This window comes from Neorhizobium vignae (assembly GCF_000732195.1).
Classification (GTDB): Bacteria; Pseudomonadota; Alphaproteobacteria; order Rhizobiales; family Rhizobiaceae; genus Neorhizobium; species Neorhizobium vignae.
Map to the genome: position 1 here is coordinate 160,718 of NZ_JNNU01000011.1, position 13,850 is coordinate 174,567.

Here is a 13,850-nt window from a genome sequence, read left to right on the forward strand (position 1 = left end):
TCCCTCCCCGGACCTACATCGGTTGGAACAGAGCGCGCGTCTTCATAGGGCAGCGCCGAAGGAGCACCCATGAACACCGACCTTCTCAACCTTTTCGACTGCGACGAGACCAAGCTGCGCTCACTCCTCGCCGAGGCGCTTACCGGTGCCGATGACGGCGAGCTTTTCGTGGAACATGCCCAGGCGGAATCGCTGACATTCGACAATGGCCGCCTGAAGGGTGGTTCGTTCAATACCGATCAGGGATTCGGACTGCGCTCGGTCGCCGGCGAAGCGGTCGGTTATGCCCATGCAGGCGAGCTTTCGGCGGCAGCGCTGTCCCGCGCCTCGGATGCGGTGCGGGCCGTCACCGCCGGATATTCCGGTTCCTACGCGGCCGCTCCCCAGCGCACCAACAAGAAATATTACGGCGACGAGAACCCGATCGGCAGCCCCAGCTTCGAGGAGAAGGTCAGGCTGCTCACCGAGATCGACGCCTATCTGCGCTCCAAGGACGACAAGGTACGGCAGGTGACGGCCACGGTTTCGGCAAGCTGGCAGGTGGTCGACATCCTGCGCGCCGACGGACACCGGGTGCAGGACATCCGCCCGATGACCCGCATCAACATTTCCGTCGTCGTCGGTGACGGCGACCGGCAGGAGAGCGGTTCGTTCGGCACCGGCGGCCGCATCGGCTTCGGCGATTTCGTAACCGAAGGCAACTGGCAGACCGGCGCCGACGAGGCGCTACGCCAGGCGCTCGTCAATCTCACCGCGATCGACGCGCCGGCCGGCACGATGGATGTGGTGCTCGGCTCCGGCTGGCCGGGCGTGATGCTGCACGAGGCGGTCGGCCACGGGCTGGAAGGGGATTTCAACCGCAAGAAGACCTCGGCCTTTGCCGGGCTTCTCGGCGAGATGGTCGCGGCGCCGGGCGTCACGGTCGTCGACGACGGCACGATCGACAACCGCCGCGGTTCGATCACAATAGACGACGAAGGCACGCCATCGGCCTACAACGTGCTGATCGAGAACGGCAAGCTCGTCGGTTACATGCAGGATCGCCAGAACGCCCGGCTGATGGGCGTCCAACCGACCGGCAACGGGCGCCGCCAAGGCTATGCCTATACGCCGATGCCGCGGATGACCAATACCTACATGCTCGGCGGCGACAAAACGCCGGAAGAAATCATCGCCTCGGTGAAGAAGGGCATCTATGCCGTTTCCTTCGGCGGCGGCCAGGTGGACATCACGTCGGGCAAGTTCGTGTTCGGCTGCACCGAGGCCTATATGATCGAGAACGGCAGGATCGGCCCGGCGATCAAGGGCGCCATGCTGATCGGCAACGGCCCGGATGCGATGCGCCGCGTCTCGATGGTCGGCAACGACATGAAGCTCGATACCGGCATCGGCAATTGCGGCAAGGGCGGCCAATGGGTCCCCGTCGGCGTCGGCCAGCCGCATCTGCGGATGGACCAGGTGACGGTGGGCGGGACAAAGGCTTGATGTTGGAGCAATTTGCTCGGCGATAGAAACGTCCATGGGGAGGTTTCTATCGCCAGAGCTCAGCTTGCTGGCATATAGCCTGAAACTTACCCCTCATCCGGCCTGAACAGCCATTTCCGCTCGATCGCCGATGCGAGATCGATCCGGTTGTTGTGGGCAAACAGCAGGACGTGGCCGAGTAGATCGGCCGTCTCGTCGGCGAGGTCGCGGCTGAGATCCTCGTCGCTCCTGCCCTTCTTCCGTCCACGGCCAGTCTTGCGATTCCAGGCCTGGGTCAGTTCGCCCACCTCCTCCTGCAACTTCAGGAGAAACCAGTCCGGATCACGGATCATTCCGTGGGCTTCGGCATAGGTTGCGGATACGGCCTCGAATTGTGCGACAAGCTTCTCCAGCATGATGTTCTCCTTTTGTATCTAGAGGAGAATCCCGATTCTCGTACCGTGTCCAGAGGATCCTGCCTTGCTCGCCTGTCTCGATGTCCATACGTCAAATTGATATCTAGCGAAGAGAGGTAACCAGTGGTTGACAACCCTATGGTAACTTTGGCCGTCCTTCTTGCTTAGATGGCCTGGGTAGAACAGATGATCGACAGCGCCAGCTCAGAGTATGCAGAGCTCAATTTCTTTCATTCGGTGAGCGTGTTTTATGTTCTCGCCGTCGCCTGCAGCATCACCTTGTCTTATTGTCTGGTTCAGTTGGTGGAGATCGTTTTTGCGGGCCAAGAAGGTCTCGCGCCGCTCACACGGGCCGTCATACTCATCCCACTTGTGGTCGGCAGCAGCAGCTTTGCGATATTCTGCACGTCCCGAATGAACCTCCAAAAGGCGGTCCTTATTATATCTCCTAATGGAATCAGGATGCCTGCCACGATGCCGCAATTATTGCCTTGGACATCGGTCTCGCAAATCACGCTTTTTGGGGAATATGGCTCGCTCAAAAATATCGCCGTGATTTTACGCGACAACCTCGACCCCGAAACAAGTTCCCGGCTCACAAAAGCAAGCCACGGACGCTCCGGCCCTCAGAGCTTGGTAATATCTCCCGCTCTACTGAGGAATATCAAGACCGACGATCTATTGGCGCTGATGAAACGCTACCACAAAAAGTTTGGTAGAACGCCGGATGAGGATTCAGGCGCCCCAAGCAAACCTACTTTTCATTCCTCAGCCTGGACCGGTATCGAGGAATAAGCTGAGCGGCGGGCCGTAGTCGCCGGACCCAGCCTTGACGCCCTCACCCAAATCCCGGCAAGTGCGGACCATCCCAAGCCCCTTGATCACGGCATTCTCCATGGCATCCGTAAACCCGATTTCCGCTTTCCTGGACGCCTGGATCCCGGGCCATGAGCCGGCACAGCTTGTCTTTCTTTTCCTCTCCGCGCTGCTCGCCGGGCTGGCGCGCGGGTTTTCCGGGTTTGGCGGAGCGCTGATCTTCGTTCCGCTCGCCGGTGCTGCCGTTGGGCCGAAGATCGCCCCTGCCCTGCTGCTCGTCATCGACGGGGTGACGACGCTCGGCATGGTGCCGGACGGCTGGAAGCGCGCCAACCGCCGCGAGGTGGGCACGATGCTGATCGGGACGCTGATCGGCGTGCCGGCCGGAACGACGCTGCTGGCGGTGATCGATCCGACGGCGCTGCGCTGGCTGATCTCGGTCGTCGTGCTCTGCCTGCTGATCTTCCTGATTTCCGGCTGGCGCTACCATGGCAAGCCGAAGACGCCGCTGACCATCGGTGTCGGGGCGCTTGCCGGCCTGTTCGGCGGCGCGGCGCAGCTTTCCGGTCCGCCGGTCGTCGCCTATTGGCTCGGCGGCGCCATCCCGCCGCTTACCGTGCGCGCCAACCTGATCCTCTATTTCGCGCTTGCGACGGTGATCTCGGCCACCGCCTATGTCGTCGGCGGTCTTTTGACATTCGACGTCCTTGCACTCGCGCTCATCGCCGGGCCGGGTTATGGCCTCGGCCTGATCGCGGGCTCGCGCCTGTTCGGCTTCGCGTCCGAGGGCACCTTCCGGCGCATCTGCTTCCTGCTGATCGCCATGGCGGCGATCGCCGGCCTGCCGCTTTTCGATGCGCTGCGGCCCTGAACAAGATAAAGCCTCTCCTTATTCAGCAAGGCTTAACCCGTCAGGGGTAGGGTCGCCCTCACCGAAGTAACGTGGGCGTGATCGCGGTGGGGAACACGAGGGACAGGTTTCAGGCGCTTTGGCGCCGGGATGTCAAACGCCGGCTTGTCGCCGGTGGCCTCGACATGGCCGCAGCACTTGCGCGTGCCGGGATGATGCCCAATGCGCGCGGCCACGGCGCCATATTCACGCTCCACCATGTGCGGCCGAAACAAAGCCGGCCACTGCAGCCGAGCGGCCATCTGGAAGTGACGCCGGATTTCCTCGGCGAAGCGATCGAACGGCTTTCGGCGGAAGGTTACGAGTTCATCCCCTTGAGCGACGTGCCGGCACGGCTTGCCGCCCCGAGCAAGCAGCCGTTCGCCGCCTTCACGCTCGATGACGGCTACCGCAACAATGCCGAATATGCCTTGCCGGTGTTTGCCCGCCACGGCGTGCCGTTCACCATCTTCGTCACCCGCGGGTTTGCAGAGCGCAGTCATTCTCTCTGGTGGGAAACGGTTGCCGAGCTGCTCGGCCGCGAACGGGAAGTGACGTTCGATTTCGGCGGCGGGTCTGAAGTCCTCGACCTCACCTCCGAGGCCCGAAAATTCGACGCCTTCGACCGGTTTTCCAGCTATGTCCTCGAAGTCGAGGAATCCACCGCCGTCTCGCGGATCGATGCCCTGGCGAGAAAACATGGCGTCGATCCGCTGAAGATCACCGCCGACCTGACCATGAATGCCGAGGAGCTCCGCTCGGTCGCCGCCCATCCGCTGGCATCGCTCGGCGCCCATACGACGAGCCACCGGGCCGTCGCCCGGCTTCCGGCAGAAGACGCCCGCGCGGAAATGGAGCAGTCGGCCGACTGGATCGAGGGCCTGACCGGCGAACGGCCGGCCACGATCGCTTATCCCTATGGCAACCGCGCCGCGGTTTCCGAGCGCGACTATGCGATCGCCAGGGAACTCGGCTTTTCCGTCGCGGTGACGACGCAGCCCGGCACGCTCTGCGCCAGATACGTGAACAGGCTCACCGGCCTGCCGCGCATCTCGCTCAACGGCTATTACCAGCAGCCGCGTTACGTCTCCGCACTCGCATCGGGCATCCCCTTCACGATCGGGCGGTGAGCCCTCCCCTCACGGATACATCCGCACCTTTTCCCACGGGCCGTCGGCGAGGGTGCGGCGAAATTCGATGCGGTCGTGCAGGCGGAACGGACGGTCGTGCCAGAACTCGATCGACACCGGCTTGATGCGGAAGCCGGACCAGTTGGGCGGGCGCGGAATGTCGCCGATCGCGTATCTCGCGGTATATTCGGCCACCGATTTTTCGAGCGCAAAACGCGTTTCGAGCGGGCGGGACTGTTTCGACGCCCAGGCGCCGATGCGGCTGCCGCGAGGGCGCGACGCGTAATAGGCATCCGCCTCCGCATCGCTCACCACCTCCACCTCGCCGCGCAGGCGAACCTGGCGACGCAGCGATTTCCAGTGGAAGCACATCGCCGCCTTTTTCTGGCCGAGGATCTCGTTGCCCTTCTGGCTTTCGAAATTGGTGTAGAAGACGAAACCGCTCTCGTCATACCCCTTCAAGAGGACCATGCGGACGTTCGGCATGCCATTTTCGTCGACGGTCGCAACCGCAACGGCGTTCGGATCGTTGGGTTCGGAGCTCTCGGCATCCTTCAGCCATGCTCCGAAAAGCGCGAAAGGCTCGTTCTCGGCGGTGAAGTCACCAGTTGTTAACTCGCTTTCAGACATATTGACTAAAATACTCCCAATCTCATGAAACATGCCCGAGTTTTTCAGTCGGACAGGACGAACGGTGGTAGTGATAGCAAAGTCGACGAGCCGCACAAAGAGGTCGTTTATCCTCGCCAGACGGGCAGCCGCCCTCTGCCTTGCAGGGCTTTCGCTTGCCGGCTGTACCAGCAGCCTCGATCTCTTCGGAAGCTCCCCGAAAGTCGACCGCTCGATCGCGACCGGCACGGTGCCCGGCGCGCCTCAGCATACCGGTGCGACGCTTTCCGACGAGGCGACGGTGCGTAACGCCGTCTCCTCGGCCGATCTTGCGAAGGTCGGCACAGCTTCGGTTCCGTGGGCGAATACCACGACCGGCAGCGCCGGCGTCGTCTCGCAGATTCGCGAGGCCCGCAACGGCGAGCAGATCTGCCGCGCCTTCACCACCACGCGCCATTCTTACGAGGGTATCGCCATGTTCTCCGGCCAGACCTGCCTGACCGGCAGCGGCGACTGGATGCTGACGGCCTTCGACCGCCAGTAGTCGCGGCCCATCCTTCCCCAAAACCGACGCGCTGCAAAATCCGTTTCTGGCGTTTGCGTGAAAACCGCCTGAAACCATTCGTTTACCTTACCGACCACGACTGGCGGCCGCGTAACCACTGATTCACAAGTCCTAACATAGGCTCTTCGGATGTAAGCAGTAATCTGCCCGGAACATGAGGAACCGGCGGATGGCTGTCGGAGTTGTGACGAGTATCGGGGGTCCAAGGATCAAGCGGGGGCCTGCCGTTTCAAGTAACCGGTGGTCCCACAATGCGTGATCCCTATTCTCTTCTTGGCGTGAAGCGCAACGCCGAGCCCGAAGAAATCAAGGCAGCCTGGCGCGCCAAGGCCAAGACCGTTCACCCCGACCAGAATCAGGACGATCCGTCTGCGACGAGCCGTTTCGCCGAGATCGGCCAGGCCTACGAGGTCCTCAAGGATCCCGAGCGCCGCAAGCGATACGACAGGGCCGCAGAGATGCACCAGACCATCATGCAGCAGCGAAATGCCGCCCGCGAAGCCGCCGAACGCGCCAAGGCCGCCAAGGCTAACGCCGAAAAGGTGATGGAAGAACTCGCCAAGGCCAATGCGCAGGCAGCCAAATCCCAGGCGCAAGCACAGACCCAATCTCAGGCTCATCCTCAGAACCAGTCCGGCCCGGCAGGCGAAACGCCCGAGGACATGATCGAGCGCATTTTCGGCGCTACAGCAACCGACCAGGCAAAATCTCACACCAGCGGCCCGGCGCCGGCGAACGGCGATTCGGCGGAAACGGCCAAGGCAGATGCATCCGGCGGCGAAAGACCGCCCCTGCCGGCCCTTGCCATCGACCTGATCGCCTCCATCGTGCGCCGCTTCCGCGGCACGACGCCGGCTCCCGAAAAGGCTCCGGATATTTCCGTCGAGGCAACGGTGACCGTGGAGGACCTCCTCAAGCTCAACGCTGTCACGCTGAAGATGGCCGACGACCGTGAAGTCCGCCTCGTGCTGGAAAGAGGCATGACGGAAGGCCATGTAGCGCGGCTCAAGGGCCAGGGCCTCAAGCTCGCCGGCATGAAATCCGGCGACCTTCTCGCCTCGATCAAAGTTTCCCGCGACAGTCGTTTCCGCGTCGAAGGTTTCGATCTTCACACGACCTTGTCGATTTCGCTCGAAGACGCGGTGCTTGGCGGCGACGCGTCGGTCGAGACGCCGGAAGGCAACCGCAACATCAGCATTCCGGCATGGTCCGGTTCCGACCAGACGGTCCGGCTGAACGGCCTTGGCCTTCACGACGATGCCGGAGGCCGCGGCGATCTCGTCGTCGAACTGCGCGTCGTCCTGTGGGAAAAACCGAACGAAAAGGTCACCGACCTGATGCGGCACATGCGTCACGGGCTGTATGTCTGAGGTACCGCCTAATATGACAGTTATGCGTCGGTATTCACCGCTAAGCACCCTTTGTTACGCCCACTAACACGAGATGATCCAAGTCTGCTTGAACCCTTGAGCCGCCTATGTCATAGGCAGCGTTCATCTAAGGTATCAGGGGACTATGTATGGTTCAGGCTTCCGGCCTCATGGCAGGCAAACGCGGTCTCATCATGGGCGTTGCCAATAACCGTTCGATCGCGTGGGGCATTGCCAAGGCTATCCACCAGCATGGGGGGGAAGTCGCGTTCACCTACCAGGGCGATGCACTCAAGAAGCGCGTTGAGCCGCTCGCCGCCGAACTGGGCGCCTACATGGCCGGCCATTGCGACGTCAGCGACGAATCGACCATAGACGAAGTCTTCGCCAATCTCGAAAAGCACTGGGGCAAGATCGACTTTCTGGTGCATGCGATCGGTTTTTCCGACAAGGACGAACTGACCGGCCGCTACGTCGACACCTCGGCGGACAATTTCGCCAAGACGATGCAGATCTCGGTCTATTCCTTTACGTCCGTCGCACGGCGGGCGGAAAAGCTGATGACCGACGGCGGCTCGATGCTGACCCTCACCTATTATGGCGCCGAAAAGGTCATGCCGAACTACAACGTCATGGGCGTCGCCAAGGCAGCACTCGAAGCCAGCGTCAAGTATCTCGCCGTCGATCTGGGTCCGAAGAACATCCGCGTCAACGCGATCTCGGCCGGGCCGATCAAGACGCTTGCCGCTTCCGGCATCGGCGACTTCCGCTACATCCTCAAGTGGAACGAGTACAATGCGCCGCTGCGCCGTACCGTCACAATCGAGGAAGTGGGCGATGTCGGCCTCTATATGCTCTCCGACTTGTCTCGCTCCGTCACCGGCGAAACCCATCATGCCGATAGCGGTTACCATGTCGTCGGCATGAAGGCCGTCGATGCGCCGGACATTTCGGTCATCAAGGACTGATGCTGTTCCAGGGACGTCTGCCGTGCTCATCTACATGATCCGCCACGGGCAGACGGACTGGAATGCCGAAGGCCGGCTCCAGGGCCAGCAGGATATTCCGCTCAATGCGCTCGGCCGTTCTCAGGCAACGCGGAACGGCGAGCGGCTGCGCGAGATGATCGGCGCGGCGGACGGTTTCCGCTTCATCGCCAGCCCTCTGTCGCGTACCCGCGAAACCATGGAACGGCTGCGCAGCGCCATGGGCCTCGATCCCCTCGCTTACGAAACCGACGAACGGCTGGTCGAAGTCTCCTTCGGCGACTGGGAAGGCCATACGCTCGAGGAGATCGGCCAGATTTCTCCAGATCGGCTCGCCGCCCGCGCCGAGCAGAAGTGGAGCTTCATCCCGCCGGGTATCTCTGCCGAGAGCTATGAGATTCTCTGCTGGCGCATCGGCGCCTGGTTGCAGTCCGTTGAAGGTCCGACCGTTTGCGTCAGCCATGGCGGGGTGATCCGTTCGCTCTTCCGGCTGATCGGCAACCTCGACGAGAACGAGGCCGCCACCGTTCCGACCCCGCAAGATCGCATCCTTGAGGTCGATACCCGCTACAACCGGATGCAATGGCTCTGATCTGCGCCGACACGACACAGCGGATATTCTAAATTATACTTCGCTAACTCTGGAATATTACTGAACGATCTGGAGATCATCGACGACGCGGTTGCCATCGACGACCGTGTAGAAGACCAGCACCTTGACGCCGGCCTTCAGGCCTTCGAAATTGAATTCCTCAGGCACCTTGTAGGTTTTTCCGTCGTCGAGCGTGAAGTTGAGCGCCTTCGCGTCCACGGCCTTGATCGTGGCTTCGACGTCGGCACTTTGCGCCCAGCTGTTGAGGGGCGAAAAGACGCTGGCCGTGGCAAGCAGAGCAGCAATCAGAATGCGCATGGTCGGAAGCCTTGCTGAGGTCGGTGATGTCTCGTTTCGATGCACAGATAGCCTGCTGATTGTGGCGAAAATCGCCCGGCACCATGACATTTTCCGTATAAGTAATGGGCTGATAGTTAACGCTTTTCGAGAACCGGACGCCGTCTTGCGGCCGAGCCGTTCCTGGCCGCGAAATTGTTCGAAGTATTCGTACAATAAATCGCGCCAAAGTTTGTAGGGTGGGGTGAAAGCGTAAATTAACCCCCGCCCCATAGGCTGTTCCGTCATGCCACAGGGGTTAATAAGAAGGTTTGCGCGCGTGAAATTCTGGCCGTCGTTCGGTTCCAAGTCACTACGCCTGGCGCGCAGCACCAAGACCCCGACCGCCGTCGCATTCGTTATCGCCCTTACGGTGATTTCCACCGGTGTGATCGTCGACCAGCGTTATACCGAGGGTTTTCGCAGCGAGCTTCGGGCGACGACGGAAAACGTTGCCGGCCTGTTGGCACGGCGCCTCATCGCACGCGTGGAAACGGACACCTCCGCCGCCGGCCATCTGGCTCACGCCCTGCGGGAAGACGCCGAAGGCTCGGCCGATGAGTTCAAGCGCTACGTCGACAAGGAACTTGGTGAGGTGGCGCATTTCTCCGGCGTCGCGATCGCGCCCGATTTCGAGCTTGCCCAGGTGATTACCCGCGACGGCATTGCCGGCGGCATGCAACGCAAGATCGGCAGGATCGATGTGCCCCGCCTTGCAGGCGACCTGAAATCCGTCAGCGGCCGGAACCGTGTATCACTGCTGAGCGGCAGCCAGGAGGAACACCTGACCCTGGTCGTGCCGGTACCAAAGGAAGAGGACGGCACCGACCTGTGGGGCGCCATCGCCGTCCTGATCGACAAGCAAGGCCTGATGGAGGCTTCCGGCGTCACCTTCTCTCCCGCCACGGCGAAGAAACCGAACCTGATCAATCTCGAGTGGCTGAACGTCGTTCTGCGGGACGCGGACAGGCCGGAATATTTCGCTTTCTTCGGCAATGATTCGATCGAGGACCAATCTCCGATGAAATGGGCGGTGCCTATCAGCGGTGCCAACTGGACGCTTCTCGCCGCCCCTCGTTCCGGCTGGGACATCGTGCCGCCCAACCAGCTCGGGATCCGCCTCGCTCTCGTGATTGCCGCACTCGCGGTGATCGTGCCGATCTTCATCGCCACCTCGCTGATCTCGGAGCGCAACCGTAACATCGACGCGCTGAAGGCGCGTGAACTCAATCTGATCGAGCTGTCGCAACGCTTCAACCTTGCCATGGAAGCCTCCAATATCGGCATCTGGGAAGTGACCGGCAACAGCAACAGTCTCTTCTGGGACAACCGAGCCGCCGGGTTGCACGACAAGCCCGCGGCCAGCGAGGGCAATCGTCTCTACGACTGGCTCGGATCGATCTATCCGCCCGATCGGACGGCGGCGGAGGCGCATTTCGTCGACTGCGCCTCCAGCAACACGCCTTGCAGCGAGACCTATCGGGTGCAGTTGCCGGACGGCACACTGCGATACCTGAGGTCGGCGGGTGCGAACTATCGCAATGCCGACGGTACGCTACGCACCACCGGGATTGTCTGGGACGTCACCGGCGACGTTGTGATGACGCAGACCCTGCGCAACGCCAAGGAAAATACCGACATCAAGAACGCCGAACTGGAGTTGGCGCTCGATGAACTGTCGAACCGCGAGCAGGACCTGGAAGAGCTGTCGACCAAGCTCGACCTTGCGCTCGACTCCTACAATTGCGGCATCTGGGAATCGAACCCGGAAACGCGGGTCGATACCTGGGATGCCCGCATGTGCCAGCTGCACGGCATCCCCTTTACCGACGGCTTCGTCCGGGTCGATGACTGGATCGAGCTTATCCATCCCGACGACCGGGAACTCGCCAAGCTCAGTTCCTATCATTTCACCGAAAACTTCCGGCCGGATCCGCTGGTCGTGCGCGTGCCCCAGCCGGATGGCTCGATCCGCTACATCCGCTCCATCGGCAAGATGCACAAGACGCGCGACGGATCCAAGAAAGTGGTGGGCATCGCCTTCGACGTCACCCAGGACGCCATCCTGACCAGAGAACTCAAGGCTGCCAAGGACGAGGCCGACGCGAAGAATGCGGAACTCGAACTCGCCAAAAGCCGGATCGAGCACAATTCCCTGCATGACCCCCTGACACTGCTGGCCAACCGCCGCAAGCTCGACATGGAACTCGACCGGCTGTCGCGCTCCAGCCATAACGAGCGCCAGAAATTCTCGATCCTGCATCTCGATCTCGACCGCTTCAAGCAGATCAACGACACGCTCGGCCATGCGGCCGGCGACGCGATGCTCGTGCACGCCTCGCGCATCCTGTCGCGCAACGTCCGCGGCAGCGATATCGTCGCACGTATCGGCGGCGACGAATTCGTGATCCTCGCCACCGGCAATTCCAGCGCCGAACAGATAGGCCAGCTCGCCCAGCGTATCATCGCGGAATTTCACCAGCCGATCGATTTCGAAGGTTTCGCCTGCCGCTGCGGCGTATCCATCGGCATCGCCCAGGCAAGCGGCATGAATGTCGATGCGCGCCGTACTCTCGTCAATGCCGATATCGCGCTCTACCGCGCCAAGGGCATGGGCCGCAACCGATACGAATTCTTTACGCAGAACCTGCAGGCCGAGATCGTCAGCCACAAGCGCACCGCCGACGAGGTGCTGGCCGGCATCGACAACGACGAATTCATCGCCTTCTACCAGCCGCAGTTCGATGCCCGCACCAACCAGCTCACCGGGGTCGAGGCGCTGATCCGCTGGAACCATCCGCATCACGGAATTCTTGCGCCCGACCGGTTCCTGAAGATTGCCGAGGACCTCAATGTGTCCGCCGCGCTCGACCACATCGTGCTCCAGACGGTTTTGAAAGACAAGATGCGCTGGGCAGCACTGGGCATCCGGATACCGAAGGTTTCCGTCAACGTCTCCTCAAAACGTCTCCATGACGAAGCGCTGATCGACACGCTGCAGACACTGGCGATCACGCCCGGCGAGATTTCCTTCGAACTGGTGGAATCGATCTTCCTCGACGAGAGCGAAGCGCAGGCGGCCGGCAATCTCCAGCGGATCAAGGAGCTTGGCATCGATATCGAGATCGACGATTTCGGCACCGGCCATACCTCGATCGTCAGCCTTCTGAAGCTGAAGCCGAAGCGGCTGAAGATCGACCGGCAGCTCGTCATGCCGATCCTGACCTCGCCGCAGGAACGGGCGCTGGTCCGCTCGATCATCGACATCGCCCGTTCGCTCGGCGTCGAAACGGTGGCGGAGGGGGTCGAGACCATGCAGCATGCGAGCCTGCTGCGCGAACTGGGCTGCGACCTGCTGCAGGGTTATGCCTTCGCCCGGCCGCTTTCGTTTGACGATTTCACCGCTGCCGCGCATGCAGGCTGGCGCAGGGCCGCCTAGAGCCGGCATCGTTCACCATTCCGGCGCGACCGTTCCGCCAAGAAAGACTTGTCGCCCGGCAACCTTTTCCATATGACAACCGCGTCAGAAGTTGGCGGAAGGCCAGCTCCGCCACAGCTGGTCCTGTAACGCCATGTCGCACAACACTTTCGGTCACCTTTTCCGCGTCACTACCTGGGGTGAAAGCCATGGCCCGGCACTCGGCTGCGTGGTCGATGGCTGCCCGCCCGGCATCCGTTTCACGCTTGCGGAAATTCAGGCCTGGATGGACAAGCGCAAGCCCGGCCAGTCGCGCTTCGTGACGCAGCGGCGCGAGGACGACATCGTCAAGGTGCTCTCCGGTGTGATGCTGGACGCCGACGGCGAGACGATGATCTCGACCGGCACGCCGATCTCCATGCTGATCGAAAATACCGACCAGCGCTCCAAGGATTACGGCGAGATCGCCCGCCGCTACCGCCCCGGCCATGCGGACTATACCTATGACGTGAAATACGGCATCCGCGACTATCGCGGCGGCGGCCGTTCCTCGGCCCGCGAGACGGCAGCCCGCGTCGCCGCCGGTGCGCTTGCCCGCAAGGTCGTGCCGAGCTTGAACGTCCGCGCCGCGCTGATCCAGATCGGCAAGCACAGAATAGACCGCGCCAACTGGGACTGGGATCAGGTCGGCCAGAACCCGTTCTTTTGCCCGGATGCGGCGATGGTGCCCGTCTGGGAAGACTATCTCGATGGCATCCGCAAGGCCGGTTCCTCGATCGGCGCCGTGGTCGAAGTTATCGCCGAAGGCGTGCCCGCCGGCCTCGGCGCGCCGGTCTATGGAAAGCTCGATCAGGATATCGCCGGTCTGCTGATGTCGATCAACGCCGTCAAGGGCGTCGAGATCGGCGACGGTTTCGGTGTCGCGGAACTTTCCGGCGAGGAAGACGCCGACGAGATGCGTATGGGCAATGACGGCAAGCCCATATTCCTTTCCAACCATGCAGGCGGCATTCTTGGCGGCATCTCGACCGGCGAGGCGGTGGTCGCCCGCTTTGCGATCAAGCCGACCTCCTCCATTCTCACCGAGCAGCGCTCGATCGACTCCGACGGCAACAATGTCGAGGTGCGCACCAAGGGCCGCCACGACCCCTGCGTCGGCATCCGCGCCGTGCCGATCGGCGAGGCGATGGTTGCATGCACAATTGCCGACCACTATCTCCGCGACCGGGCCCAGACGGGGCGAAATCTCTAGGAAACGA

The 13,850-nt window shown here is 61.9% G+C and carries 13 protein-coding genes; 10 read left to right on the plus strand and 3 right to left on the minus strand.

The annotated features are described in order from the left end of the window. The first annotated feature begins 69 nt into the window (after window positions 1-69). On the plus strand, window positions 70-1,485 hold the full coding sequence (tldD, locus tag GQ59_RS19740) for a metalloprotease TldD (RefSeq protein ID WP_037084268.1): 1,416 nt from the start codon (window positions 70-72) through the stop codon (window positions 1,483-1,485). Between the two features lie 86 nt (window positions 1,486-1,571). Here tldD and GQ59_RS19745 read toward each other — a convergent pair whose 3' ends face one another. Further along, entirely contained in the window at window positions 1,572-1,880 is a 309-nt protein-coding gene (locus tag GQ59_RS19745) for a pyrophosphohydrolase domain-containing protein (RefSeq protein WP_037084271.1), read from the minus strand. A 186-nt stretch (window positions 1,881-2,066) separates the two neighbouring features. On the opposite strand from GQ59_RS19745, the gene GQ59_RS19750 reads away from it, so the two are divergent. The 3 genes from GQ59_RS19750 (at window position 2,067) to GQ59_RS19760 (ending at window position 4,715) form a co-directional block, all read left to right on the plus strand. Beyond that, window positions 2,067-2,675: a hypothetical protein gene (locus GQ59_RS19750; RefSeq protein WP_152564397.1), complete on the plus strand. Its 609-nt coding sequence runs from the start codon at window positions 2,067-2,069 to the stop codon at window positions 2,673-2,675. Between the two features lie 100 nt (window positions 2,676-2,775). Beyond that, complete coding sequence (locus GQ59_RS19755) at window positions 2,776-3,567, plus strand: sulfite exporter TauE/SafE family protein (RefSeq protein WP_037084276.1); 792 nt, start codon at window positions 2,776-2,778, stop codon at window positions 3,565-3,567. A 164-nt stretch (window positions 3,568-3,731) separates the two neighbouring features. Beyond that, entirely contained in the window at window positions 3,732-4,715 is a 984-nt protein-coding gene (locus GQ59_RS19760) for a polysaccharide deacetylase family protein (RefSeq protein WP_051904088.1), read from the plus strand. Window positions 4,716-4,724: 9 nt separating this feature from the next. On the opposite strand, the gene pdxH is transcribed toward GQ59_RS19760, so the two are convergent. Next, the gene (gene pdxH / locus GQ59_RS19765) at window positions 4,725-5,345 is read right to left on the minus strand and encodes a pyridoxamine 5'-phosphate oxidase (protein WP_037084279.1); all 621 of its coding nucleotides are present in this window, start codon (window positions 5,343-5,345) and stop codon (window positions 4,725-4,727) included. A gap of 64 nt (window positions 5,346-5,409) precedes the next feature. Between pdxH and GQ59_RS19770 the strand changes: the two genes are divergently transcribed. From GQ59_RS19770 to GQ59_RS19785, 4 genes are all read left to right on the plus strand, one after another. Then, window positions 5,410-5,868, plus strand: a complete 459-nt coding sequence (locus GQ59_RS19770) for an RT0821/Lpp0805 family surface protein (RefSeq protein WP_037084280.1) — start codon at window positions 5,410-5,412, stop codon at window positions 5,866-5,868. A 272-nt stretch (window positions 5,869-6,140) separates the two neighbouring features. After that, on the plus strand, window positions 6,141-7,259 hold the full coding sequence (locus GQ59_RS19775; protein ID WP_037084281.1) for a DnaJ C-terminal domain-containing protein: 1,119 nt from the start codon (window positions 6,141-6,143) through the stop codon (window positions 7,257-7,259). A 149-nt stretch (window positions 7,260-7,408) separates the two neighbouring features. Then, window positions 7,409-8,227 (plus strand): enoyl-ACP reductase FabI, encoded by an 819-nt coding sequence (gene fabI / locus GQ59_RS19780; RefSeq protein ID WP_037084282.1) that lies wholly within the window; start codon window positions 7,409-7,411, stop codon window positions 8,225-8,227. Window positions 8,228-8,249: 22 nt separating this feature from the next. Continuing rightward, window positions 8,250-8,837, plus strand: coding sequence for a histidine phosphatase family protein (locus GQ59_RS19785; protein ID WP_037084284.1), 588 nt, complete (start codon window positions 8,250-8,252; stop codon window positions 8,835-8,837). A gap of 57 nt (window positions 8,838-8,894) precedes the next feature. Here the strand turns inward: GQ59_RS19785 and GQ59_RS19790 are convergent, their stop codons facing one another. Further along, window positions 8,895-9,155, minus strand: a complete 261-nt coding sequence (locus GQ59_RS19790) for a DUF1344 domain-containing protein (protein ID WP_037084286.1) — start codon at window positions 9,153-9,155, stop codon at window positions 8,895-8,897. 298 nt (window positions 9,156-9,453) lie between these two features. Between GQ59_RS19790 and GQ59_RS19795 the strand changes: the two genes are divergently transcribed. Together GQ59_RS19795 and aroC are read left to right on the plus strand one after the other, a co-directional pair. Next, window positions 9,454-12,612: a bifunctional diguanylate cyclase/phosphodiesterase gene (locus GQ59_RS19795; RefSeq protein ID WP_051904078.1), complete on the plus strand. Its 3,159-nt coding sequence runs from the start codon at window positions 9,454-9,456 to the stop codon at window positions 12,610-12,612. A 133-nt stretch (window positions 12,613-12,745) separates the two neighbouring features. Further along, window positions 12,746-13,843 (plus strand): chorismate synthase, encoded by a 1,098-nt coding sequence (gene aroC, locus GQ59_RS19800; RefSeq protein ID WP_037084288.1) that lies wholly within the window; start codon window positions 12,746-12,748, stop codon window positions 13,841-13,843. The last annotated feature ends 7 nt before the right edge of the window (window positions 13,844-13,850 follow it).

Coding starts and splice junctions, on each gene's coding strand:
- GQ59_RS19750 (WP_152564397.1), top strand. CDS start 2,067: ATGATCGACAGCGCCAGCTCAGAGTATGCAGAGCTCAATTTCTTTCAT.
- GQ59_RS19760 (WP_051904088.1), top strand. CDS start 3,732: ATGGCCGCAGCACTTGCGCGTGCCGGGATGATGCCCAATGCGCGCGGC.
- pdxH (WP_037084279.1), bottom strand. CDS start 5,345: ATGTCTGAAAGCGAGTTAACAACTGGTGACTTCACCGCCGAGAACGAG.
- GQ59_RS19755 (WP_037084276.1), top strand. CDS start 2,776: ATGGCATCCGTAAACCCGATTTCCGCTTTCCTGGACGCCTGGATCCCG.
- aroC (WP_037084288.1), top strand. CDS start 12,746: ATGTCGCACAACACTTTCGGTCACCTTTTCCGCGTCACTACCTGGGGT.
- GQ59_RS19775 (WP_037084281.1), top strand. CDS start 6,141: ATGCGTGATCCCTATTCTCTTCTTGGCGTGAAGCGCAACGCCGAGCCC.
- GQ59_RS19745 (WP_037084271.1), bottom strand. CDS start 1,880: ATGCTGGAGAAGCTTGTCGCACAATTCGAGGCCGTATCCGCAACCTAT.
- fabI (WP_037084282.1), top strand. CDS start 7,409: ATGGTTCAGGCTTCCGGCCTCATGGCAGGCAAACGCGGTCTCATCATG.
- tldD (WP_037084268.1), top strand. CDS start 70: ATGAACACCGACCTTCTCAACCTTTTCGACTGCGACGAGACCAAGCTG.
- GQ59_RS19790 (WP_037084286.1), bottom strand. CDS start 9,155: ATGCGCATTCTGATTGCTGCTCTGCTTGCCACGGCCAGCGTCTTTTCG.